Consider the following 23,435-nt stretch of genomic DNA (forward strand, 5'->3'; position numbering starts at 1 on the left):
ATCTCAACATATTTATTATCATAAAGTTTTAAAATAATTTTAGACATAAAAAAACTCACCCTAGTTTTAGGGCGAGTTAATATCGCGGTACCACCTAAATTTGTACTCTTTTTTGATAACGGTATAATTACCGGTAGTTTTGCTACTGCTCAGAAGTAGGTTCAAAATTGGCAAAAATCTTTCAGCCATGGATTTTCTCTCTGTATTTTAATTTTTACTAGTCTTCCTCATCACAACCTAAATATTAAATTATATTTACAAGAAAATACTATACAATTTTAAATTTATACTGTCAAGAGGATATAAATATATTTATGGTATTATTAGATTTTCTAGAATTTTTTCTCCTATAATTAAATCCTCTATAGTAGTAATTTTTATATTATTATAGTTCCCTTCATATAAATAAACTTTATATCCATATTGCTCTACTACCATAGTATCATCTGTAACTGATATATTGTCTTCATTTACTCTCTTATGACAATTCAAGATGATATCATATTTAAAGCTTTGAGGGGTTTGGACTGCAAAAAGAGTCTCCCTATCTGGAGTGTTTATAGAAAAACCATATTCATTTTTAATTTTAATTGTGTCTTTAGGTTTAACTCCACATGCAACAGCTCCATATTTTTCTGCATACATAATACCAGTATTTATAATATTATTATCAACAAAAGGTCTTGCACCATCATGAATTATTACTATATTACAATTTTCTATAGCTAATAGTCCATTTAATACAGAATGTTGCCTTTCTTTCCCTCCAGAAACTATGGAAGTAACTTTCGCAAACCTATATTTTTCTACAATTTCTTTTCTACAATACTCTATTTCATCTTTGGCAGCTACTAAAATAATTTCATCAATTAAATTACAATTTGAAAAAGCTCCTAAAGTATAATATAAAATGGGCTTTTCTTTTATTTCAAGAAACTGCTTATTTTTATCTGCTCCCATTCTTTTGCCTTTTCCCGCTGCCAATATCACAGCTACGTTTTTATTCATATATCCTCCTAAAGCATTTCCTTAGCTTTAGCAAAAATCATTCTGCCTGCAGCAGTTTGAAGTACTGATGTTACAACTACTACTATAGTTTCTCCTATATAACCTTTACCTTCTTCAACAACTATCATTGTACCATCATCAAGATATGCAAGACCTTGACCTGACTCCTTACCATCCTTAACAATTTGAATCTTCATTTCTTCTCCTGGAAGAACTACAGGCTTTATTGCATTAGCAAGTTCATTGATATTTAATACAGAAACCCCTTGAAATTCAGCTACTTTATTAAGGTTGTAATCATTAGTTATAACCTTACCATTTAAAAGTTGTGCAAGTTTTAGTAACTTAATATCAACCTCTGGTATATCAGGGAAATCCCCTTCCCATATTTCAACTTTTATGCTTAATTCCTTTTGTATTTTATTTAATATATCAAGTCCTCTTCTTCCCCTATTTCTTTTAAGTCCATCTCCTGAATCAGCTATATGTCTTAATTCATTTAAGACAAAGTTAGGTATTACTAGTACACCTTCAATGAATCCCGTTTGGCAAAGATCAAATATTCTTCCATCAATAATAACAGAAGTATCTAACACCTTTGCACTTCCTTTTGGTATGTTTTTATGTTTAGCCTCTTTATTGGGTGATATTCTTTTTAAATTGGAAAGTAGTGATAAAATATCTTCTTTTTTTCTAACTGCTACATCTGCTGATACTACCACAATTACTAAAGTTACTATAATTGATATAATTGTGTAAATCATTGATGTACTTTTAATTAAACTTGAAAGCAGTACGGATACTATTAATCCTAAAACCGCCCCAATTGCTCCTAATAACATGTCTGCTGTAGGTACTTTTTGTAAACTCTTCTCTGTGTAATCTATAGCTCTCATTATAAGCTTAGTAACATATGATGATAAGAAATAAAATAAAACTAAGAATGCTAAAACACAAAATATAATAAATAAAATTCCTTTTAATGGCGAGTTGTTAAGTATGCCAAGGCCTACTATAAATTCTGTTCGACTAATCCAAGTTCCTATTATATATCCTAAGCTTCCTCCTGCAATAGTAATAAGAGCTCTTAATATATTTTTCAACAAGAGATTCACCTCCCTATTCGATTATTGACAAATTATTAAAATACTATCCCATTTATAATAATATATATTATGAACAAATTTATTGCAATAAGTTATCATATTCTTAATAAAATATTAATTGAAAACCTTTAATTCTTATGATATTTTAATCTTTAATGTATATAGGTCAAAATAATATTATAATTATCCCCCTATCATTTGTTATGACAATGATATATTATATAAACATAAGTTAGATTTGGAAGTAAGAATAAATCTTATATATTATATCAATAAATGCTATTTAATTTAAACATGTACCTTAAAATTTTTATAAGGAGTTGAAAGTAATGAAGGATCTTATTTTCGATGAATTTCAAAATTCTGTTGATGAATGTTTATTAAGACATAAAAGTATATTGGATATTATGTCAAAACTTCAAGAGTCTGAAGCTAGAGTTAATAGAGCTTTAATAAAATCTGTAACTAGTTGCGGTTGTTTAAAAGTAGAAGCTGAAAGACAACATATTCCTCACAATATAGATAATTTAGATTTAGAGGATTTAGATCATTGTTTTGATACTCACCTTAAAGGTGATATTTGTGACTCTTGTCGGGAAATATTAGAAAAGGAGCTTGGGAATCATTTCTTCTATATAGCTTCAGTTTGTAATTCTCTTGATTTAAATCTTTATGATATATTTTTAAAAGAATATAAAAATATTAACGCTTTAGGAAAATACACATTAAAATAGTACATTGCATAGCACAAAACATTTAAGATTTTGTGCTATATTTCTTTATGAAATGAATATTGCTCTTTCAATTTTTCAATCCCACTTTTTATGGCCTTTGCTCTAGCTTCCCCTATACCCTCTACAGCATCAAGTTCTTCAAAAGATGCCTTTTCAATAAATCTTAATTGTTTAAAATGACTAATCAAATTTTCTATAACAGAAGTAGGTACTCTATAAATTTTATTTAAAATCCTATATCCTTTTGTAAATACTAAAGTGTCTGATGATGAACTAGAAGGATATCCTAGTAATTTGGATATACTATTTAAATCTAATAATTCATCTTTAGATAATTTCTGTATATTTTTATAAATAGTATTTATATTAGCTTCTTCTTTAGAATAATCTCTGATTAAATCCATTCCGTCCTTTTCAATATTTTTAATTAATTCTTTAAGCTGCATTTCTATTAATCTACCTTCATTGCCTAATTCACATATATATATTTCAATCTCATATACAATCCTCATAATCATTTCTACTCTTTGAATAGCAGTAGATACATCTAGTAAGCTCACAGAATCGTGAAGCTCTAATCTATTTAAATTATTAATAATCTTTTCAAAGACGGAAACATACTTTTCAAGGGTATTTAATGCTTGATTAGCTTTGGCTAAAACTTCACCACTATCTCTTACTATATACTTAATATCATCTTTATAGACAGTTATCAAATTTTTTCTTTGTGAAATAGCCACTACCATTGAACCTGTTTGCTTTGCAATTCTTTGAGCTGTTCTATGTCTAGTACCTGTTTCAAGTGTAGGTATAGATGAATTAGGTATAAGTTGAGTGTTAGCATATAATATCTTTTTTAAGTCACTACTAATAATAATAGCACCATCCATCTTAGCAAGTTCGTATATATGAGCTGGAGTATACTCTGAATTAATACTAAAACCACCATCAATTAGACCTAATATCTCATCACTATCACTTAAAACTATAAGACCACCAGTTTTAGCATACAAAATATTATCTAAACCTTCTCTAAGTAGCGTACCTGGTGACAATATCTTAAGTGTATTAATCAATTCCTTCTGTTTTTCTTCCTTCATCTTCTCCGTTATATGAACTACTTTAAAGAAATAATAACGGTATTCACTTCCTTTCCCATATATTTTTTATATTTATTATATTTTAGATGTCCATATTAAAAAACCTTATTAATTACTTCCCTAACATTTGATATTCCTATTATATTTATTTTTTTATTTTCTATTTTTTCTTTATTCCTTAGAGGCATAATTATGTTTTTAAATCCCATTTTTATGCCTTCATTTACTATTTTATCTATATGTGATATAGGTCGAACCTCTCCCGTTAAACCTACTTCTCCTATAAATAATGGTCTTTCAAGTTTAACCTCTTTTCCTTTAGCACTAGACATAAGAGCTACTGCAAGACCTAGATCTCCAAAAGTCCCTTCTATATTTAACCCTCCTACTACATTTATATAAACATCACTACTATAAAAAGGAATTCTTAATTTTTTCTCTAGAACTGCTAATATAAGACTCATTCTTGAGTTATCTACCCCTACTGCAGTTCTTCTAGGCATAACAGCTTTAGTTTCACTTACTAATGCTTGTATTTCTACAAGTAATGGTCTTGTTCCTTCAATAGTTCCTATTACTACTGACCCTTCTTGCTCAAAAGAAGTCTCTTGTAAAAATACGCTAGAAGCATCTAAAATTTCCTCAAGTCCACTTTGCCTCATTTCAAAGACACCAATTTCACTGGTTGTTCCAAAACGATTTTTTATAGTTCTTAGTATTCTAAATTCTTGAGTTCTTTCCCCTTCAAAATATAAAACTGTATCTACCATATGTTCTAAAACTCTAGGACCTGCAAGTTCTCCCTGTTTTGTAACATGAGCAACGATGAATAGTGGTATTCCCTTAGTTTTACCTATTCTCATAAGTTCATTGGTACACTCTCTAACCTGTGAAACACTTCCCGGTGCAGAACTTATTTCACTTTTATATAATGTTTGTATGGAATCAATTATTGCAAATACAGGTTCCAATTCTAAAACATGATTTTCTATGGTCGTAATATTAGTTTCGGATACAATATATAAGCTATCACTTATAGAATTTAATCTTTCAGCCCTCATCTTTATTTGCTCTTCTGACTCTTCACCTGATACATAAAGCACTTTTCCATATTTATCAGAAATATTTTTAGCACTTTGAAGCAGTATTGTAGATTTTCCTATTCCTGGATCACCAGATATTAAGGTCAAAGAACCTTTTACTAGTCCTCCACCTAATACTCTATTGAGTTCAGTAATTCCAGTATTATATCTTTCATATTGGCTAGACTTAATATCTTTTATATTTTGTGGCTTATTATTACCACTTATAGTAACCGCTCTATTAAATACTTGTGATTGTGATGAAACCTTAACCTCTTCTGACATGGTATTCCAGTTATTACAGCTAGGGCACTTTCCTATCCATTTAGGTGATTCGTATCCACATTGATTACAAACATATATATTTTTAACCTTAGCCATTAATTTGTCCTCCAAAATATTATATAAATTTTTTATTAATCCTTTAAAGTAAAATAGCTAGCATATCCACTAGCTATTTTATTTTAAAATGCCTTATATAAGATTTTAACTTATTTTTTATATATTATACAAATTTTTTTCAATTCATAATGTATAATTAAGATTGTTAACTTTGCATTGTGAATTGAAGAAGTTGCAAACTCAATAGTTCTAATTTTCTAAAACCCTATGTTTAAACATAGGGTTTTAAATATTAATGCTTATTAAATTTTAATTCATTTTCCTCTACGGTTACTATTAAACTATCTCCTTGTTTTACATTACCTTTTAATATTTCTTCTGATAATTTATCTTCTACAGTTTTAGTTATAGCTCTTCTAAGTGGCCTTGCACCATAGGTTGGATCAAACCCTTCTTTTGCAAGATATTTCTTCGCTTCTTCATCAAACTCAATATTTATTTCCTTTTCTTTCAATCTTTCAGAAACAGAATTTAGCATTAATCCTACTATTTCTAAAAGATCTTCTTCTGCTAAAGAGTGGAATACTATAATATCATCTATTCTGTTTAAAAATTCTGGTCTAAAACTGCGTTTTAATTCTTCCATTATATTTTCTTTCATTTTCTCATGTTCATTATTTGCTTCATTAGCACCTTGTGAAAAACCTATAGTTTTTTGTTTTCTAATAGTTGAAGCACCTGCATTGGAAGTCATTATTACAATTGTATTTTTAAAGTCAACAGTTTTTCCTTTTCCGTCTGTAAGCCTTCCATCTTCTAATATTTGAAGTAATATATTAAACACATCTGGATGAGCTTTTTCTATCTCATCAAATAATACTACTGAATAAGGATGTCTTCTAATTTTTTCTGTTAATTGACCTCCATCATCAAAACCTACATATCCTGGAGGCGCTCCTATAAGCTTAGATACTGTATGTCTTTCCATATACTCAGACATATCTACTCTAATTATGCTATTTTCATCACCAAACATAGCTTCTGCTAATGCTTTTGAAAGCTCTGTTTTACCTACTCCTGTTGGCCCTAAGAATATAAATGAACCTATTGGTCTCTTTGGATCTTTTAGTCCTACTCTTGCTCTTCTAACTGCCCTGGCAATAGATTCTACTGCTTCTTCTTGACCTATAACCCTTTTATGAAGTATCTCCTCAAGCTTTAATAACCTTTCAGCTTCACTTTCAGTAAGCTTTTCTATTGGTATATTCGTCCATTTAGAGATTACATTTGCAATATGTTTTTCATCTACTACTGCATCTGCCTCACTATTTTGAGATACCCAGTTGTTTTTAGAAGCTTCCAATTTATCCTTTAATTCTTTTTCCCTGTCCCTTAAAGTTGCTGCCTTTTCAAAATCCTGCATTGTTATTGCATCAGCCTTTTCTTTTATAACTGCTTCAAGGTCATTTTCTAATTCTTTTAAATCCTTTGGTGCTGTTAAATTTTGAATTCTTACCTTTGAACCAGCTTCATCAATTAAATCTATAGCTTTATCTGGTAAATATCTATCAGTTATATATCTATCTGAAAGATTTACTGCTGCTAATATAGCATCGTCAGTAATTTTCACTCTGTGATGTGCTTCATATTTATCTCTTAGTCCTTTTAATATTTCTACTGCTTCCTCTTTAGTAGGTTCTTCTACTGTAACAGGTTGGAATCTTCTTTCTAGAGCAGCATCTTTTTCTATATATTTTCTATACTCATCTAAAGTTGTTGCCCCTATACATTGTATTTCACCTCTACCAAGTGCAGGCTTTAATATGTTTGAAGCGTCAATGGCACCTTCTGCGCCGCCTGCACCAACTATAGTGTGAATTTCATCAATAAATAAGATAACATCTCCAGCCTTTGAAATTTCATCCATTACACTTTTAAGTCTTTCTTCGAATTCACCTCTATATTTTGAACCTGCTACCATAGAAGATAAGTCTAAAGTTACAACTCTTTTATCTTTTAACAGTTCTGGAATGTTGCCTGATGCAATTTTTTGTGCTAATCCTTCTGCTATAGCTGTTTTACCTACACCAGGATCTCCTATCAAACAAGGATTATTCTTAATTCTTCTACATAGTATTTCCAAGACTCTTTCTGTTTCTCTATCCCTTCCTATAATAGGGTCTAATTTACCTTCTTTTGCAAGTTCAGTTAAGTCTTTTCCATATTTCTCCAATGTTGGAGTGCTAGTTCTTCCTTTTTTAGGACTACCGCTTTGCTGAGTTTCATCTCCTGCAATATTATTTATAATTTCATTTCTTAATTTAGAAAAATCTACTCCTAAATTCCCTAATATTGTATAGGCAACTCCTTCTGGTTCCCTAATTAATGCTAACAATATATGCTCGGGTGATATATAATTTTGATTTAAGCCTCTTGCTTCTATTAGGCTTAGTTCAAATAATCTTTTAGTTCTAGGTGTTAGTGCAATTTCATTTTTAGGCATTTCTATATCTCCAACACCTATATATTTATTCACTAATTCTTTAACTTTATTATAATCTACTCCTGCATTTATTAAAGCATTAGCAGCTATACTATCTTTTTCTTTTAAAATTCCAAGTATAATGTGTTCCGTTCCTACATATCCATGTTTAAAATTTTGTGACTCTTCATGGGCATACATAAGAATATTTCTTGCTCTCTCTGTAAATCTATTAAACATATAAAACACCTCTCTATTATAGATTTTGTAATTTGTTCCTAACTATTTGCGCTCTATTTAAATCTCTCTCTCTTTTATCTAAAGCGGAATTGGCATTAAGTTGAAGTGTTGCTACTCCTGTTTCCACCATAAGTTCATTTAATATTGTTTTGTCTATATGATTTATTATTCCCATTTCTACTCCAAATCTAACATTAGATAATAAATCCATACATTCTTTAGAATTTAATAAAACTGCTGACTTTAATACCCCCAAAGATCTCATTATTTTATCTTCTAATTCATATTTATATTGAGATTTTAGTTTCTCCCTAGCTAACTTCTCTTTTTCAATAATTTGATAAACCATAGCATTTAATCCATTTATTATTTCCTCTTCACTAGGTCCTAATGTTATTTGATTAGATATTTGAAATATATTTCCATAACCTTTTGAGCCTTCACCATATAATCCTCTTATAGTCATTCCTATTTTACTTACAGCATTAAAAACATTTTCTATCTCTTTAGTCTCATGTAATGCAGGAAGATGAAGCATGACTGAAGCTCTTAGACCTGTACCTGCATTAGTAGGACATGCTGTTAAATAACCTAAATCAGAGTCGAAAACAAATTCTAATTTTTCCTCTAAAAGATTATCTATCTTATCAACTTCTTCATAAGCTTTTTTTAAGTTAAATCCTCCTACTATATATTGCATTCTTAAATGATCTTCTTCATTTATCATAATACTTACAATTTCATCTTTATCTAATATAAAGGCAGATATATCTTTGTTAGTAATTAAATTATCACTTATAAGATGTTTCTCAAAATAAGAGTTTATCTCCATTGCATTTATACTATTCATATTTATAGTCTTAAAGTTTTCATTTATATAGGATGAAGTATAAAAGGCAGATTCAACCTTTTTAATTATTTCCATTGCCTTATCTTTTGAAAGTTTATTAGGGAAAGGATATCCTTTTATATTTCTAGCTAACCTTATTCTACTGCTTAGTACAATATCGTCATTTGCACTATGAGCTTTAATCCAATTTTCCATAACTATACCTCCTAGATTTATTAACTTAAATCTCTAATTTTATCTCTAAGCTCTGCTGCTTTTTCATATTCTTCAAGGGCAATGGCTTTTTGAAGTTCTTCTTTAAGCCTGATAAGTTCTTTTTTCTTAAGTATTTCTCCACCTGATTTTACTGGTATCTTTCCATTATGCTCTGTACTTACTTGAACTCTTTTAACTATTGGTATTATAGTTGTTTTAAATGTTGAATAACAATTGCCGCAACCTAATAGTCCTGTTTCTTTAAATCCTCTATAAGTCGTACCGCACTCTTTACAAATTACTTCGCTAGGAAGGTTACTTTCAGTTGTAGTATTCATATAGTCCATGAATCCACTTAATATATTTTGAAATGAAAAGCTTGGAGAGAAATCCATATCTTGAAGCATACTCATAGTATTATTTTCTTTGGCACAGACTTCACATAGATGCTCTTCTTCCCTTACTCCATTTACTATTTTAGTTATATGGAAATTAGCTTCATTTTTTTTACATTTTTCACAAAGCATAATATCACTACTCCTTTTAAATTCATTAATTTAATATATTAAATATCACTGCTCTTAAAATATCTGCTCTTAACTTATTCTTCATATCTCCTGCGTAACTTAATGTTCTATCATTAAGTGCGGTTTTAATAATATTTTCTTCTTTTTCATTAATAATTTCTGAATCCTTAAGACTTCTTAGTATTCTTACGCTATTATCATAGGTTATATTATTTCCTATCGCTTCATCAATAGCCTCAAGCAAGCTACTATGATATTTGTATTCAATTCTAGTAATCCGTATATAACCTCCACCGCCTCTTCTACTTTCTATATAATAACCTTTATCTTTTGTAAATCTCGTAGTTAATACATAATTTATTTGTGACGGTGCACAACTAAAGTAATTAGCTAACTCATTACGTTGAATTTCAATTTCATTGTTTTGAGTTTCTTCTATCATCTCTTTAATAAAATCTTCAATTATGTCTGATAATCTTGCCATAATCATTACCTCTTCCAAAGTTTAACTTTACTTTGACTTTCTTTGACCTTAATTAAATATTATAACTTTATATAATATTATTCAACTAATATTTTTATCTTTTATTAATTAATTTATTCTTATAAAGCGAATTAATGGAAAATAAATTAACTTTGCTTAATTTTTCTCTTAAATTCTTATTTTTTCTTATAACTTTAAAATTTATTAAATATATTACTTACTTTTACTTTAGTCTACTAAAGAAATATTATTAAGAATGATATCAATACAATTTCTTCCAAATATACTAATCTCTATACTTGTTATTTAATTTAAAGTAACTAATTCTATACAAACTTAATTATTCCTTTATGAAAAATATTTTTTAATATTCTTAATATTTGAATGTTTTTTATAAAGTATGTCCATTTTCTTATTAATTTTACACTTTAAATTTCTTTTTACATAATAATTTCTTTTTAATATGCTATATTAGCTATATTAGTTAATATAAATAAGGTACTTTTCCACTATTGGAAAAGTACCTTATTTATATATTTTCTATCTTTGTATAAAGCTGATATGCCATCTTCATAATCATAATAATTAATTATTATACATTTTTCATCATAACATCTTATATGCATACTTTCTTCTGTTTTAAGTTCTACATCAATTATTACAGTATCTTTTTCATAAGAAAAATTTTTCATTTCATTTATTAGCTCGCATATATTACTTTTGTTTTTTATCATATTATTCCTCTCCCATCTTCAATAATTTCCATATTTTTCATGTTAATTATATTCTATGGCTTTTGTTCATTTCCTTTTTTTTACATGTTTTTGTCTTATATAAAATTATTACAATTTTCTTCAAATATTTTATACAAGGCGTTAAGTTCTGCTCATAGTACCACTATGAGCAGGTTTTGTGAGCATAGCATGTTTGAAAATAAGCTAACATACTTGTTCTGTTATTTTGAAAATACTTCATATTATTTAACATTCCATATCATCTGGTATGAAGCCTCTAAATTGAGCATTATAAAGCTTTGAGTAAATTCCATTATTCAATATAAGCTCTTCATGATTACCTTGCTCAACTATGCCTTTATTAGTTAAAACAACAATTTCATCTGCATTTTTAATAGTAGAAAGTCTGTGTGCAACTACTATTGTTGTTCTTCCTTTAGACAGATCTTCAAGAGATTTTTGAATTATAATCTCTGAAGCATTATCTAGAGCTGAAGTAGCTTCATCTAATATTAATATTGGAGGATTTTTTAAGAATACTCTAGCTATAGATATTCTTTGTTTTTGTCCACCTGAAAGCTTTACTCCTCGCTCCCCTACATAGGTATCATATCCTTCTGGAAGTGAAGATATAAAATCATGTATATTAGCATTTTTAGCTGCTTTTATAACATCTTCATCACTAGCCTCTGGTCTTCCATAAAGAATATTTTCCTTTATTGTTCCTGTAAATAAAAATACATCTTGTTGAACTATACCTATATTTCTTCTTAAAGATTTTAGTGTTATATCCTTAATATCCATACCATCAACAGTTATACTACCATCACTTAATTCATAAAATCTAGGTATTAAATGACATATTGTAGTTTTGCCTCCACCGGATGGTCCTACTAAAGCTAAAGTTTTGCCTCTCTCAATCTTTAGATTTAAATTAGATATAATTTCTGTGTCTTCATCATACTTAAAACATGCACTTTTAAACTCTATATCACCTTTTACATCTTTAAGCTCTGTTGCATTTGGACTATCCACTATATCAGGCTCAGTTTCCATTATTTCTAAAAACCTTTTAAAACCTGACATACCACTTTGATATTGTTCAACAAAAGCAGTTAACCTTCTTATTGGTTGCATGAAATATGTGATATATAAAAGATATGCTACAAGTTCTGTTGGAGTTATATATTTCTTATAAGCAAAATATCCTCCAAATCCAATGACAACTACATTTAACATATCTACCATAAATCTCATACCAGACATGAATTCAGCCATATATTTATATGCATCTGACCTTGAGGTTTTAAACTCTATATTTCCCTCATCAAATTTTTCCATCTCATATTCTTCATTAGTAAAAGATTTGGCAACTCTAATACCAGAAATACTATTTTCTAATTTAGCGTTTACATTACCTATTTTCTTTCTAACGTCATCAAAAGCTTTTGACATCTTCATTCTTTTAGTCATTGCAAACCAAATAATAAATGGAAGGCAAGCAAATATTAATAGCGTTAATTTAATGTTAATTCTACAAAGAAGTATAAAAGAACCTAGAATCATTACTAATGATATAAATACGTCTTCTGGTCCATGATGTGCAAGCTCAGATATTTCCATTAAATCATTAATTATTCTAGACATTAAATGTCCTGTTTTATTATCATCAAAATAACTAAATGGTAGAGTTTGCAAATGTGAGAACACATCTTTTCTCATATCATATTGTAGCCTTACCCCCATAACATGTCCCCAGTAGTCAACTATGTAATTAGCAATTAACTTTATTACATATAAGCCAGTTAACACAATCACAAAGTTCATTATCATCCTAATATCACTATTAGGAATAGCCTTTTCTAACAATTCCTTTGTAATCATAGGAAAAGCTAAATCTAAAGCTGCTACTAAAAATGCACAAAACATATCTATTATAAATAATTTTTTGTGCCCTGCATAATAAGAAATAAATTTTTTAATCATAATCATCATCCCCCTTTACTTCAATTTCTTAAAAATTAATATAAAAAGCAATTAAATTGCATTTTAGGCATGTGAAAGAAAATAACAAGTGAAAATAAGTTAATATACTAGCTTGCTATTTTTTAAATATGCCTTAAGCTATGAAAAATAAAACTCCCCCATTATGGTTTATATAATGGGAGAATACAGAACACTAATTATTTATACATACTTAATTTTGTTTCTAATATTTTATAATGTAACTAAGTAACAACTTGTAATTATCTTAGTTACTAGATGTCCTTTATTCTAATCCTTATTCCTTCTTTCTTAAAATATAAATCTTTATATCTTATCAAATTGTATATTTTAAATCTCATAAGTGTAAGGTCCCAAATAACTATTTAAAACTCTAATAATGTTTACATCAAATAAAAAGTCATATAAAAGTAACACTACTGCAAAATCTAATTATGTTCTATAGCAAGCTACTAGAATACTAATTAATTATTTTTTGAAAATATTTAATATCTATTCGAAAAATGAGCTTAAATATTATTATACCATATCTTCATAAGTATGACTGCCATATTTAAAAAATTCAGTATATTAAATTTATTAGTAAAAAAATGCCTGAATGTTTAATCAAGCATAATTTTATTAAAATATATAAATTTTTAATACTACACAATGTAATTTATTCTTTATAATGAGATATGTCATTTTCCATTAAAACTTTATAACTATTATCGTCATTAAATTCTATAGCTGTTAGGCTTCCTTGTTGAATAAAAGGTGGATCCCATATATGTGCTATAGATTTTTTCTGTAAAGCGCATAAGAATGCTTTTATTGTCATACCATGACTAACTACTAATATATTTTCATTTTTATGATTATTAACAATCTTCATTATAGCTTCATATATCCTATCTTTAAGTTCATCAAAACTCTCTCCACCTTCTGTAGGCTTGTACATTATAGGGTTATTCCAATAATTATAGCAGTTTTCTTCATCTAAAGCTTTTATCCCTTCTTTATCTAACCCCTGCCATAATCCTAATTTTAATTCTTTTAAACCATCATTTTTAATTATCTTTATATCTCTATTTCCTTTTATTATTTTCGCTGTATTATATGCTCTTTCAGAAGAACTCGTATATATAGTATTTAAATCTAAATTTATTACTCTATCTCTAAACCATTGTGCCTGCTTAATTCCTAGCTCCGTTAAAGGAGAATCTCCCCAGCCCTGCATCCTGCCAAGTTTATTCCATTCTGTTTCTCCATGCCTTGTTATATATAATGTTGTCATCGCCACACCTCTTTTACTTTAGTTTAGTTAATACTATTATACTAAAATTATTCTCATTACCTAAAAATATATTTTATTTAAGAATCTAAATATGATTTTATCAAGTAATAGTTAAAAAAATCAAGTGAAAAATTTATATTAGTTAAACTATTACAAAGTATTATAACGATTATAAGATGCTATCACTATAAAATTATGAAATAATAAATTATGCTGTTTGATATTTTTTATTATAAAAAATAGACTACGAAAATCATAGTCTAAATCCTTTTCTTTCTTCATGATTGATTCCACCAATTTGAACCCAATTTTTTACTGCTGGAATTAGATCATTTGTTATTGGATAATTGTGTTCTACTTTACAGTGATTAATGTCTGAACCATAGGCTTGTTCGATAAGTCTACTATTAATAGGATCATTTTTTCTTAAACGCTTGTATGAAGTATTTTCCATCATATATATCTCCTTTTGAAACTATAGTGAATTTATCACTTTCTAAAATACTACATAGTACTTTGGCATCTTCCTCACTAGCAGACTGCAAAACAATAGTGAATTTGTCTTCTGGTCCTACTATACCCATATAGTCATGGATACTACTATAATCACTAAGGTTTATGTCTCCTCTTATATCCATTCTGTAGTCTGACATATAAATCCCCCTCAATACTATTTAGCTATATTTTGTACAAAATATATAAATTTATTCATTTACAAAAATAAACTTATAAATTTTAACTTGTAATTTATAATTTATATTCTCTCAAGAAAAATATTATAATGGTCTTTCTACTTCTGCAAAAATAGAAGAGACTACTCTTAAGAATAGTCTCTTTGTATTTTAATTAAGCATCTTTCTTTATATCTGAAATTATTTTATTAACTATATCACTAGGAACTTCTTCATATCTTTCAAATCTACTTCTAAAACTTCCTCGTGCACCTGTCAATGATCTTAAATCATTAGCATAATTATAAAGTTCAGCCTGCGGAACTTCTCCTACAATTTTTTGACCTTTTTCAAAAGGTTCCATTCCAAGAATTCTTCCTCTTTTCTTATTGATATCAGCAATTACGTCTCCCATGTAGTCATCTGGAATCATAATTTCTATATGCATAACTGGTTCTAGTAATACAGGTTGAGCTTCTTGTAATCCCTTTTTAAAAGCTAAAGATGCTGCAATCTTAAATGCCATCTCTGAAGAATCCACAGGATGGAAAGATCCATCGTGAAGAGTAGCTCTTAATCTAATAACAGGATATCCTGCTAAAACTCCATGTTGAATACAATCTTTTAATCCTTTTTCAACAGCTGGAATATACTGTCTTGGAACAACTCCACCTACTACTGCATCAACAAATTCTAATTCTTCCTCCCCATCAGTTCTAGGCTCAAATTTAATCTTAACATCACCATATTGACCATGTCCTCCAGATTGTTTTTTATGCTTGCCTTGTGCATCAGAGAACTTTTTAATAGTTTCTCTATAAGGTATTTTAGGTATTTCAAGTGAAACATCAACACCAAATTTTGATTTTAATTTACTTACTATAACATCTAAATGGGTTGTACCTAATCCTGATACTATAGTTTCAGCATTTTCAACATCTCTAGATATGGAGAACGTTGAGTCTTCTTCTAATAGCTTTGATAATCCATTAGATATTTTGTCTTCATCGCCTTTAGCCTTAGTAGCTATAGCTCTTGAATACATAGGAATTGGGAACTCTATAGAATCAAAAATTATTGGTCTTTCCTGTGAGCAAAGAGTATCTCCAGTATTAGTATAATTAAGTTTAGCAACAGCACCTATATCTCCTGCTTTAACCTCAGTAGTAGCATATTGTTGTTTTCCTTTTAAAAAGTATAAGGTTCCAATCTTCTCATCTTTTTCTTTATTAGAATTATAAACAACAGTATCAGACTGAGCACTTCCTGTAATTACTCTAAACATTGAAAGTTTACCTACAAAAGGATCCGCAATAGTTTTAAATACTAATGCTGAAAATGGTTCCTCTTCATCTATTTTAATATTTGTATAACTATTATTCTTTAAATCTTTTGCCATGTATAGAGTGGTATGAATTGGAGATGGGAAACACTCTACTATATCTTCGAGCAATGTGTCTATACCTATGCAATTTAGTGCAGAACCACACATTATTGGAGCTATTTCTCCCATCGAAGCACCTTTTATTAATCCATTATAAATTTCTTCCTCACTTAAATGTCCATCATTAAAGTATTTATCTAATAAAACTTCATCAATTTCTGCAACGGCTTCCATAACCATTTGTCTACATTCATCAACTTTATCTATTAACTCTACAGGTATTTCAGCATCTTCCATTTTTTGAGTTTTAGAATTGAATAATCTTGCTCTTTTTGAAATAACATTAATAACACCTCTAAAGTTATTTTCAGAGCCTATAGGGTATTGGATAGGTACAACTGACATACCAAATTTATCTTTTAATTGTTCTAAAACTTTTTCAAAATTACTATTTTCTCTATCTAATTTATTTATAAAAAAGGCCCTAGGTAATCTCTGCTTTTCAGCATAATCCCAAGCTTTTTCTGTTCCAACTTCAATGCCTGATACTCCACATACAGCTATCATAGCCATATCTACTGCATTTAAACCTTCTATCATTTCTCCAACGAAATCAAAATATCCTGGAGTATCTACTAGATTTATTTTTACATGTTTCCATTTACAAAGTGCCACTGAAGTTGATATTGATACTTTTCTTTTCTTCTCTTCAGCATCATAATCACTAATTGTAGTTCCATCTTCAACCTTGCCGAGCCTATCTGTTGCACCAGTATAATATAATATTGCTTCCATTAAACTTGTCTTTCCAGAGCCACTATGCCCTATAATTCCAACATTTCTAAGATTATTAATTTTATACTCTTTCATGTGCTATACCTCCCATTTTCTCTTTCAGATTATCCAATATAATTTATATATTCTATATTTTGGTGATTTTCCCTCTAATTTTTTATAATATTCTAAATCTTTAAAATATATTTACATTTTTTGAGGAAAAATATACTAAAATTAATTAGATTTAATTTTAAAAATTATCAACTTTAACTTTAAAATTATCAACAAACTGTTAACAACTTTAATAAAAAATGTTATTAATTTAATTAGCCACATAAAAAAGTATGTTAGATTCAATCTAGTTATTCTTAAAAATAAAAAAACAGCTCTTTTGAGCTGTAATTTACACAAAAAAATAAAATGGCTCCGCGAAGAGGATTCGAACCTCCAACCTATCGGTTAACAGCCGAGTGCTCCACCGTTGAGCTATCGCGGAATATTGCTAAACTTAAGTTAGCACTACCTGGCAACAACCTACCCTCCCACACAGTCTCCCGTGCAGTACTCTCGGCGTCTTAAGGCTTAACCTTCCTGTTCGGAATGGAAAGGGGTGTTACCCTTAAAACCATCATCACCAGATTAAAAATTTACATAAGCTTCACATTACTGCGTCAGTTTCAGTCACTCCAGTGCTCATTTACTCTAGTAAACTCCGCTCTTCGTTCCTTCACTTCCTTGTCCTGTTCGCTTCTATTAATTTTTTTAAATTTATATAAGCTTCATACCATTTTATCAACTTATAACATATTTAATTTTTAAATATGGCTCCGCGAAGAGGATTCGAACCTCCAACCTATCGGTTAACAGCCGAGTGCTCCACCGTTGAGCTATCGCGGAACATTATAAAATTCACTATAAACATCGTACTACTTCGTCAACTGCATTCGCTCCGGTGCTCATTTACCATAGTAAACTCTGCTCCTCACTCATTTGTTTCCTAGTATTACTCGTTTCTATCAAATTTTAAAAATTCATATAAACTTTGCATTACTTCGTCAGCTTCAGTCACTGCGGGGTTCATTTACCTAAGTAAACTCCACTCCTCGTTCCTTTGCTTCCTTGTACTGCTTGTTTCTATTAATTTTTTTAAAATTTATATAAGCTTCAAAGAAATTATTCTCTGAAAATTGCACAGTGAAATTAATTAGGTCAAGCCCTCGACTTATTAGTATGAGTCAGCTGAACATGTTGCCATGCTTACACCTCTCACCTATCAACCTGGTGTTCTTCCAGGAGTCTTACTAACTTATGTTATGGGAAATCTCATCTTAGGGGGGGCTTCACGCTTAGATGCTTTCAGCGTTTATCCCTTCCAGACATAGCTACCCAGCTGTGCCACTGGCGTGACAACTGGTGCACCAGAGGTCTGTCCATCCCGGTCCTCTCGTACTAAGGACAGCTCCCTTCAAATTTCCTACGCCCGCGACGGATAGGGACCGAACTGTCTCACGACGTTCTGAACCCGGCTCGCGTGCCGGCACAATGGGCGAACAGCCCAGCCTTGGGACCTGCTTCAGCCCCAGGATGCGACGAGCCGACATCGAGGTGCCAAACCTCCCCGTCGATGTGGACTCTTGGGGGAGATCAGCCTGTTATCCCCGAGGTAGCTTTTATCCGTTGAGCGATGGCCCTCCCACGAGGAACCACCGGATCACTAAGCCCGACTTTCGTCCCTGCTCCACTTGTCTGTCGCAGTCAGACTCCCTTCTGCCTTTGCACTCTTCGAACGATTTCCGACCGTTCTGGGGAACCTTTGGGCGCCTCCGTTACTTTTTTGGAGGCGACCGCCCCGGTCAAACTGCCCACCTAACAATGTCCCGTGACCTGATTCAAGGCCTCCGGTTAGAATTCCAGTACTATCAGGGTGGTATCCAAGGATGACTCCACAAAGGCTGACGCCCTTGCTTCCAAGTCTCCACTATCCTGTACAGATAGTACCGAAACTCAATGCTAAATTGCAGTAAAGCTCTACGGGGTCTTTCCGTCCAATCGCGGGTAGCAAGCATCTTCACTTGCACTACAATTTCGCCGGATTTGCTGTTGAGACAGTGCCCAAATCATTACGCCATTCGTGCGGGTCGGAACTTACCCGACAAGGAATTTCGCTACCTTAGGACCGTTATAGTTACGGCCGCCGTTTACTGGGGCTTAAGTTCATGCCTTCGTTTGCACTAAGCAATCCCCTTAACCTTCCAGCACCGGGCAGGCGTCAGCCCCTATACATCAGCTTTCGCTTTAGCAGAGACCTGTGTTTTTGCTAAACAGTTGCTTGGGCCTATTCTCTGCGGCCTACTTGCGTAGGCACCCCTTCTCCCGAAGTTACGGGGTCAATTTGCCGAGTTCCTTAACAGCAATTCTTCCGATGGTCTTAGGATTCTCTCCTCACCTACCTGTGTCGGTTTGCGGTACGGGCACTAACTTCCTCCATAGAGGCTTTTCTTGGCAGCGTGGAATCAGATACTTCACCCTTAAAGGGTTTCCCCATCACGCCTCAGCTAATGTAGGTGGATTTGCCTATCCTACATACCTAAACGCTTAGACTAGCATCCAATAGCTAGCACATCTTATCCTCCTGCGTCACCCCATTTGTAATAACGTCTGCTAGTGGTACAGGAATATCAACCTGTTGTCCATCACCTACGCCTTTCGGCCTCGGCTTAGGTCCCGACTAACCCTGAGCGGACGAGCCTTCCTCAGGAAACCTTAGGTTTTCGACCGACAGGATTCTCACCTGTCTCTCGCTACTTATGCCAACATTCTCACTTCTGCATCGTCCACCGCTCCTTCCGGTACGACTTCAGCCAATGCAGAAAGCTCCTCTACCGCGTACACGTAGTGTACACCCATAGCTTCGGTGGTAAGTTTTAGCCCCGGACATCTTCGGCGCAGGATCTCTTGACTAGTGAGCTATTACGCACTCTTTGAATGAGTGGCTGCTTCTAAGCCAACATCCTAGTTGTCTTAGAAATCCCACATCCTTTACCACTTAACTTACACTTTGGGACCTTAGCTGATGGTCTGGGCTGTTTCCCTTTTGACTACGGATCTTATCATTCGCAGTCTGACTGCCGAAATAAAAGTATATGGCATTCGGAGTTTGATAAGGTTCGGTAAGCGATATGCCCCCTAGCCTATTCAGTGCTCTACCTCCATTACTCAATTAATCGACGCTAGCCCTAAAGCTATTTCGAGGAGAACCAGCTATCTCCGAGTTCGATTGGAATTTCTCCGCTATCCACAGCTCATCCCATGGTTTTTCAACACCAACGTGGTTCGGTCCTCCACGAGATTTTACTCTCGCTTCAACCTGGCCATGGATAGGTCACCCGGTTTCGGGTCTACGACATGCAACTTTGCGCCCTATTCAGACTCGGTTTCCCTTCGGCTCCGTACCTTAAGTACTTAACCTTGCTACATATCGTAACTCGTTGGCTCGTTCTACAAAAAGCACATCGTCACACATATAAAGTGCTTCGATCGGTTGTAGGCACAGGGTTTCAGGTTCTATTTCACTCCCCTCCCGGGGTTCTTTTCACCTTTCCCTCACGGTACTTCTCCACTATCGGTCACTAGGTAGTATTTAGCCTTGGGAGGTGGTCCTCCCTGCTTCCCACAAGGTTTCACGTGTCTCGTGGTACTCTGGATCAGAACTGTTACCTTATCTCTTTCGCTTACAGGCCTATTACCTTCTACGGAGTAGCTTTCCAGCTATCTTCAACTAAAGATACAGTAAATTTATGTTCTGTCCTCAACCCCCAAGCCAAAGGCTTAGGTTTGGGCTCTTTCCCTTTCGCTCGCCGCTACTTAGGAAATCGATTTTTCTTTCTCTTCCTCCGGGTACTTAGATGTTTCAGTTCCCCGGGTTTACCTCTATATACCTATGTATTCAGCATATAGTACATGGCGTAGCCATGTAGGTTTCCCCATTCGGAAATCTTTGGATCACAGACTATTTGCGTCTACCCAAAGCTTATCGCAGCTTATCACGTCCTTCTTCGGCTCCTAGTGCCAAGGCATTCACCCTGCGCCCTTTGTAGCTTGACCTTAAAATTCAATATAAGCTTCACACTACGTCGTCAACTGCGCTCGCTGCGGTGCTCATTTACCGTAGTAAACTCCGCTCCTCGCTCACTTGTTTCCTAGTATTGTTCGCTTCTATTTAATTTTATAAAGTAACCTAGTTAACTTTATAAAAAAGTGTCCTATACAAATTCGCATAAATAGAGTTCAAAAACTTTGTTTTTAAACTTATTTCTGTTTGTCTTGACGAAATTGTTTATTTATCTTTTAAATTTAAAGGATATTTAAACAAATATTTTCACTGTGCAATTTTCAAAGAACAATTGAGCTTTTCCTTTGTCCCGTAGGACCTTGGTCGCTCAAAATTAAACAGAGATAGTACCAGTTTTCGTAGTAGAGTTACCAACTACGTCGACTCCCTAGAAAGGAGGTGATCCAGCCGCAGGTTCTCCTACGGCTACCTTGTTACGACTTCACCCCAATCACTAATCCCACCTTCGGCCGCTGGCTCCTTGCGGTTACCTCACGGACTTCGGGTGTTACCAGCTCTCATGGTGTGACGGGCGGTGTGTACAAGGCCCGGGAACGTATTCACCGCGACATGCTGATTCGCGATTACTAGCAACTCCCACGGCTTCATGTAGGCGAGTTTCAGCCTACAATCGGGCCTAGGTTAGTTTAAGTTTAGCTCCACCTCACGGTCTTGCATCTTGTTGGCTAACCATTGTAGCACGTGTGTAGCCCCTAGACATAAGGGGCATGATGATTTGACGTCATCCCCACCTTCCTCCCGGTTAACCCGGGCAGTCTCACTAGAGTGCTCAACTTAATGGTAGCAACTAATGATAAGGGTTGCGCTCGTTGCGGGACTTAACCCAACATCTCACGACACGAGCTGACGACAACCATGCACCACCTGTCTCCCTGCCCCGAAGGGCTTCCCTCATTACAGGTAATTCAGGGGATGTCAAGTCTAGGTAAGGTTCTTCGCGTTGCTTCGAATTAAACCACATGCTCCGCTGCTTGTGCGGGCCCCCGTCAATTCCTTTGAGTTTTAATCTTGCGATCGTACTCCCCAGGCGGAATACTTATTGTGTTAACTGCGGCACAGAAGGGGTCGATACCTCCTACACCTAGTATTCATCGTTTACGGCTTGGACTACCAGGGTATCTAATCCTGTTTGCTCCCCTTTCATGCCTCAGCGTCAGTTACAGTCCAGAAAGCCGCCTTCGCCACTGGTGTTCTTCCTAATCTCTACGCATTTCACCGCTACACTAGGAATTCCGCTTTCCTCTCCTGCACTCTAGACACCCAGTTTCAAATGCAGCACCCAAGTTGAGCCCGGGTATTTCACATCTGACTTAAATGTCCGCCTACGCATCCTTTACGCCCAGTAAATCCGGACAACGCTTGCCACCTACGTATTACCGCGGCTGCTGGCACGTAGTTAGCCGTGGCTTCCTCATATGGTACCGTCATTATCTTCCCATATGACAGAACTTTACAACCCTAAGGCCTTCTTCATTCACGCGGCGTTGCTGCGTCAGGGTTTCCCCCATTGCGCAATATTCCCCACTGCTGCCTCCCGTAGGAGTCTGGACCGTGTCTCAGTTCCAATGTGGCCGATCACCCTCTCAGGTCGGCTACGCATCGTCGCCTTGGTGAGCCCTTACCTCACCAACTAGCTAATGCGTCGCGGGTCCATCTCATAGCGGATTGCTCCTTTGGTATAAAAGTCATGCGACCTTCATACTTTATGCGGTATTAATCTCCCTTTCGGGAGGCTATTCCCCTCTATGAGGCAGGTTACCCACGTGTTACTCACCCGTCCGCCGCTAATCCACTCCCGAAGGAGCTTCATCGCTCGACTTGCATGTGTTAGGCACGCCGCCAGCGTTCGTCCTGAGCCAGGATCAAACTCTCAATTTAAAAGTTTGTATCTTGATTGCTCAAGTAAAGTTTGCTGACTATAATAGTCATTTTAAGTTTCTTTCGAAACTCAATGAATTAACTGGTTTTACCTATTTCTCTGTTTAATTTTCAAAGACCAAGTTTTAATTTATTTGGTCTGCTCTCAGACCGCTTAATCATCTTATCATCTGCATTTAGTTTTGTCAACAACTTTTTTAAAAAGTTTTAAACTCAACTGTGTGCTTGATAACTTAAGCGTCGTATGCACCTTAGCACTGACGACTTATTCATAATAACATGTTATAATTTATATAAATATAATTATTTACATTTTGTATAAAAATTATCCTAAAAAATCTTAAATTATCTCGAAAAATCTTTAAATTACTCATATTGATACACCTGGTAATGTTTTAGGCTAAAATAATAAGATTCTGTTTAAATTGA

At 33.1% G+C, this 23,435-nt stretch carries 15 protein-coding genes, 2 tRNA genes and 3 rRNA genes; 1 reads left to right on the top strand and 19 read right to left on the bottom strand.

The window, feature by feature from the left end; all coding sequences use genetic code 11:
• Nucleotides 1-312: 312 nt before the first annotated feature.
• Both ispD and ACY1IQ_RS10155 read right to left on the bottom strand, forming a co-directional pair.
• Entirely contained in the window at nucleotides 313-1,008 is a 696-nt protein-coding gene (ispD, locus tag ACY1IQ_RS10150) for a 2-C-methyl-D-erythritol 4-phosphate cytidylyltransferase (RefSeq protein WP_461613824.1), read from the bottom strand.
• An 8-nt stretch (nucleotides 1,009-1,016) separates the two neighbouring features.
• On the bottom strand, nucleotides 1,017-2,114 hold the full coding sequence (locus tag ACY1IQ_RS10155) for a PIN domain-containing protein (RefSeq protein ID WP_461613825.1): 1,098 nt from the start codon (nucleotides 2,112-2,114) through the stop codon (nucleotides 1,017-1,019).
• Between the two features lie 329 nt (nucleotides 2,115-2,443).
• Here ACY1IQ_RS10155 and ACY1IQ_RS10160 point away from each other — a divergent pair, with 329 nt between their 5' ends.
• Entirely contained in the window at nucleotides 2,444-2,848 is a 405-nt protein-coding gene (locus tag ACY1IQ_RS10160) for a nucleoside triphosphate pyrophosphohydrolase family protein (protein ID WP_461613826.1), read from the top strand.
• A gap of 35 nt (nucleotides 2,849-2,883) precedes the next feature.
• Here the strand turns inward: ACY1IQ_RS10160 and disA are convergent, their stop codons facing one another.
• The 17 genes from disA to ACY1IQ_RS10245 form a co-directional block, all read right to left on the bottom strand.
• Nucleotides 2,884-3,948: a DNA integrity scanning diadenylate cyclase DisA gene (gene disA / locus ACY1IQ_RS10165; RefSeq protein WP_461613827.1), complete on the bottom strand. Its 1,065-nt coding sequence runs from the start codon at nucleotides 3,946-3,948 to the stop codon at nucleotides 2,884-2,886.
• 95 nt (nucleotides 3,949-4,043) lie between these two features.
• On the bottom strand, nucleotides 4,044-5,411 hold the full coding sequence (gene radA / locus ACY1IQ_RS10170) for a DNA repair protein RadA (RefSeq protein ID WP_461613828.1): 1,368 nt from the start codon (nucleotides 5,409-5,411) through the stop codon (nucleotides 4,044-4,046).
• Between the two features lie 253 nt (nucleotides 5,412-5,664).
• Nucleotides 5,665-8,094 (bottom strand): ATP-dependent Clp protease ATP-binding subunit, encoded by a 2,430-nt coding sequence (locus ACY1IQ_RS10175; protein ID WP_461613829.1) that lies wholly within the window; start codon nucleotides 8,092-8,094, stop codon nucleotides 5,665-5,667.
• 16 nt (nucleotides 8,095-8,110) lie between these two features.
• A complete protein-coding gene (locus ACY1IQ_RS10180) occupies nucleotides 8,111-9,139 on the bottom strand; it encodes a protein arginine kinase (RefSeq protein ID WP_461613830.1) in 1,029 nt (342 codons plus the stop codon).
• Between the two features lie 20 nt (nucleotides 9,140-9,159).
• On the bottom strand, nucleotides 9,160-9,666 hold the full coding sequence (locus tag ACY1IQ_RS10185) for a UvrB/UvrC motif-containing protein (RefSeq protein ID WP_461613831.1): 507 nt from the start codon (nucleotides 9,664-9,666) through the stop codon (nucleotides 9,160-9,162).
• A gap of 25 nt (nucleotides 9,667-9,691) precedes the next feature.
• Nucleotides 9,692-10,150, bottom strand: coding sequence for a CtsR family transcriptional regulator (locus ACY1IQ_RS10190; RefSeq protein ID WP_461613832.1), 459 nt, complete (start codon nucleotides 10,148-10,150; stop codon nucleotides 9,692-9,694).
• A 509-nt stretch (nucleotides 10,151-10,659) separates the two neighbouring features.
• Nucleotides 10,660-10,884 (bottom strand): hypothetical protein, encoded by a 225-nt coding sequence (locus tag ACY1IQ_RS10195; RefSeq protein ID WP_461613833.1) that lies wholly within the window; start codon nucleotides 10,882-10,884, stop codon nucleotides 10,660-10,662.
• Nucleotides 10,885-11,130: 246 nt separating this feature from the next.
• Nucleotides 11,131-12,870 (bottom strand): ABC transporter ATP-binding protein, encoded by a 1,740-nt coding sequence (locus ACY1IQ_RS10200; protein WP_461613834.1) that lies wholly within the window; start codon nucleotides 12,868-12,870, stop codon nucleotides 11,131-11,133.
• A gap of 676 nt (nucleotides 12,871-13,546) precedes the next feature.
• Nucleotides 13,547-14,164 carry a histidine phosphatase family protein gene (locus ACY1IQ_RS10205; protein WP_461613835.1) on the bottom strand — a complete coding sequence of 206 codons (618 nt, stop codon included), beginning with the start codon at nucleotides 14,162-14,164 and terminating at the stop codon, nucleotides 13,547-13,549.
• A 253-nt stretch (nucleotides 14,165-14,417) separates the two neighbouring features.
• A complete protein-coding gene (locus ACY1IQ_RS10210; protein WP_461613836.1) occupies nucleotides 14,418-14,618 on the bottom strand; it encodes a hypothetical protein in 201 nt (66 codons plus the stop codon).
• Nucleotides 14,581-14,817: a hypothetical protein gene (locus ACY1IQ_RS10215; RefSeq protein WP_291560867.1), complete on the bottom strand. Its 237-nt coding sequence runs from the start codon at nucleotides 14,815-14,817 to the stop codon at nucleotides 14,581-14,583. Before ACY1IQ_RS10215 ends, ACY1IQ_RS10210 begins: the two co-directional genes overlap by 38 nt.
• 193 nt (nucleotides 14,818-15,010) lie before the next feature.
• Complete coding sequence (fusA, locus tag ACY1IQ_RS10220) at nucleotides 15,011-17,089, bottom strand: elongation factor G (protein WP_461613837.1); 2,079 nt, start codon at nucleotides 17,087-17,089, stop codon at nucleotides 15,011-15,013.
• Between the two features lie 328 nt (nucleotides 17,090-17,417).
• Nucleotides 17,418-17,492: transfer RNA gene (locus tag ACY1IQ_RS10225), tRNA-Asn, on the bottom strand.
• 25 nt (nucleotides 17,493-17,517) lie between these two features.
• Nucleotides 17,518-17,635: ribosomal RNA gene (gene rrf, locus ACY1IQ_RS10230) — 5S ribosomal RNA — on the bottom strand.
• Nucleotides 17,636-17,818: 183 nt separating this feature from the next.
• Nucleotides 17,819-17,893: transfer RNA gene (locus ACY1IQ_RS10235), tRNA-Asn, on the bottom strand.
• Between the two features lie 308 nt (nucleotides 17,894-18,201).
• Nucleotides 18,202-21,100 (bottom strand): 23S ribosomal RNA (locus tag ACY1IQ_RS10240).
• A 399-nt stretch (nucleotides 21,101-21,499) separates the two neighbouring features.
• A 16S ribosomal RNA gene (locus ACY1IQ_RS10245) occupies nucleotides 21,500-23,006 on the bottom strand.
• The 16S, 23S and 5S rRNA genes sit together here with 2 tRNA genes alongside, the layout of an rRNA operon.
• Nucleotides 23,007-23,435 lie beyond the last annotated feature (429 nt).

The sequence above is a fragment of the Clostridium sp. Marseille-QA1073 genome, from assembly GCF_054863625.1.

Excerpts from the sequence above, each read along its gene's own strand:
- ispD (WP_461613824.1), bottom strand. The coding sequence starts at position 1,008 with ATGAATAAAAACGTAGCTGTGATATTGGCAGCGGGAAAAGGCAAAAGA.
- ACY1IQ_RS10160 (WP_461613826.1), top strand. The coding sequence starts at position 2,444 with ATGAAGGATCTTATTTTCGATGAATTTCAAAATTCTGTTGATGAATGT.
- disA (WP_461613827.1), bottom strand. The coding sequence starts at position 3,948 with ATGAAGGAAGAAAAACAGAAGGAATTGATTAATACACTTAAGATATTG.
- radA (WP_461613828.1), bottom strand. The coding sequence starts at position 5,411 with ATGGCTAAGGTTAAAAATATATATGTTTGTAATCAATGTGGATACGAA.
- ACY1IQ_RS10175 (WP_461613829.1), bottom strand. The coding sequence starts at position 8,094 with ATGTTTAATAGATTTACAGAGAGAGCAAGAAATATTCTTATGTATGCC.
- ACY1IQ_RS10180 (WP_461613830.1), bottom strand. The coding sequence starts at position 9,139 with ATGGAAAATTGGATTAAAGCTCATAGTGCAAATGACGATATTGTACTA.
- ACY1IQ_RS10185 (WP_461613831.1), bottom strand. The coding sequence starts at position 9,666 with ATGCTTTGTGAAAAATGTAAAAAAAATGAAGCTAATTTCCATATAACT.
- ACY1IQ_RS10190 (WP_461613832.1), bottom strand. The coding sequence starts at position 10,150 with ATGGCAAGATTATCAGACATAATTGAAGATTTTATTAAAGAGATGATA.
- ACY1IQ_RS10195 (WP_461613833.1), bottom strand. The coding sequence starts at position 10,884 with ATGATAAAAAACAAAAGTAATATATGCGAGCTAATAAATGAAATGAAA.
- ACY1IQ_RS10200 (WP_461613834.1), bottom strand. The coding sequence starts at position 12,870 with ATGATTAAAAAATTTATTTCTTATTATGCAGGGCACAAAAAATTATTT.
- ACY1IQ_RS10205 (WP_461613835.1), bottom strand. The coding sequence starts at position 14,164 with ATGACAACATTATATATAACAAGGCATGGAGAAACAGAATGGAATAAA.
- ACY1IQ_RS10210 (WP_461613836.1), bottom strand. The coding sequence starts at position 14,618 with ATGGAAAATACTTCATACAAGCGTTTAAGAAAAAATGATCCTATTAAT.
- ACY1IQ_RS10215 (WP_291560867.1), bottom strand. The coding sequence starts at position 14,817 with ATGTCAGACTACAGAATGGATATAAGAGGAGACATAAACCTTAGTGAT.
- fusA (WP_461613837.1), bottom strand. The coding sequence starts at position 17,089 with ATGAAAGAGTATAAAATTAATAATCTTAGAAATGTTGGAATTATAGGG.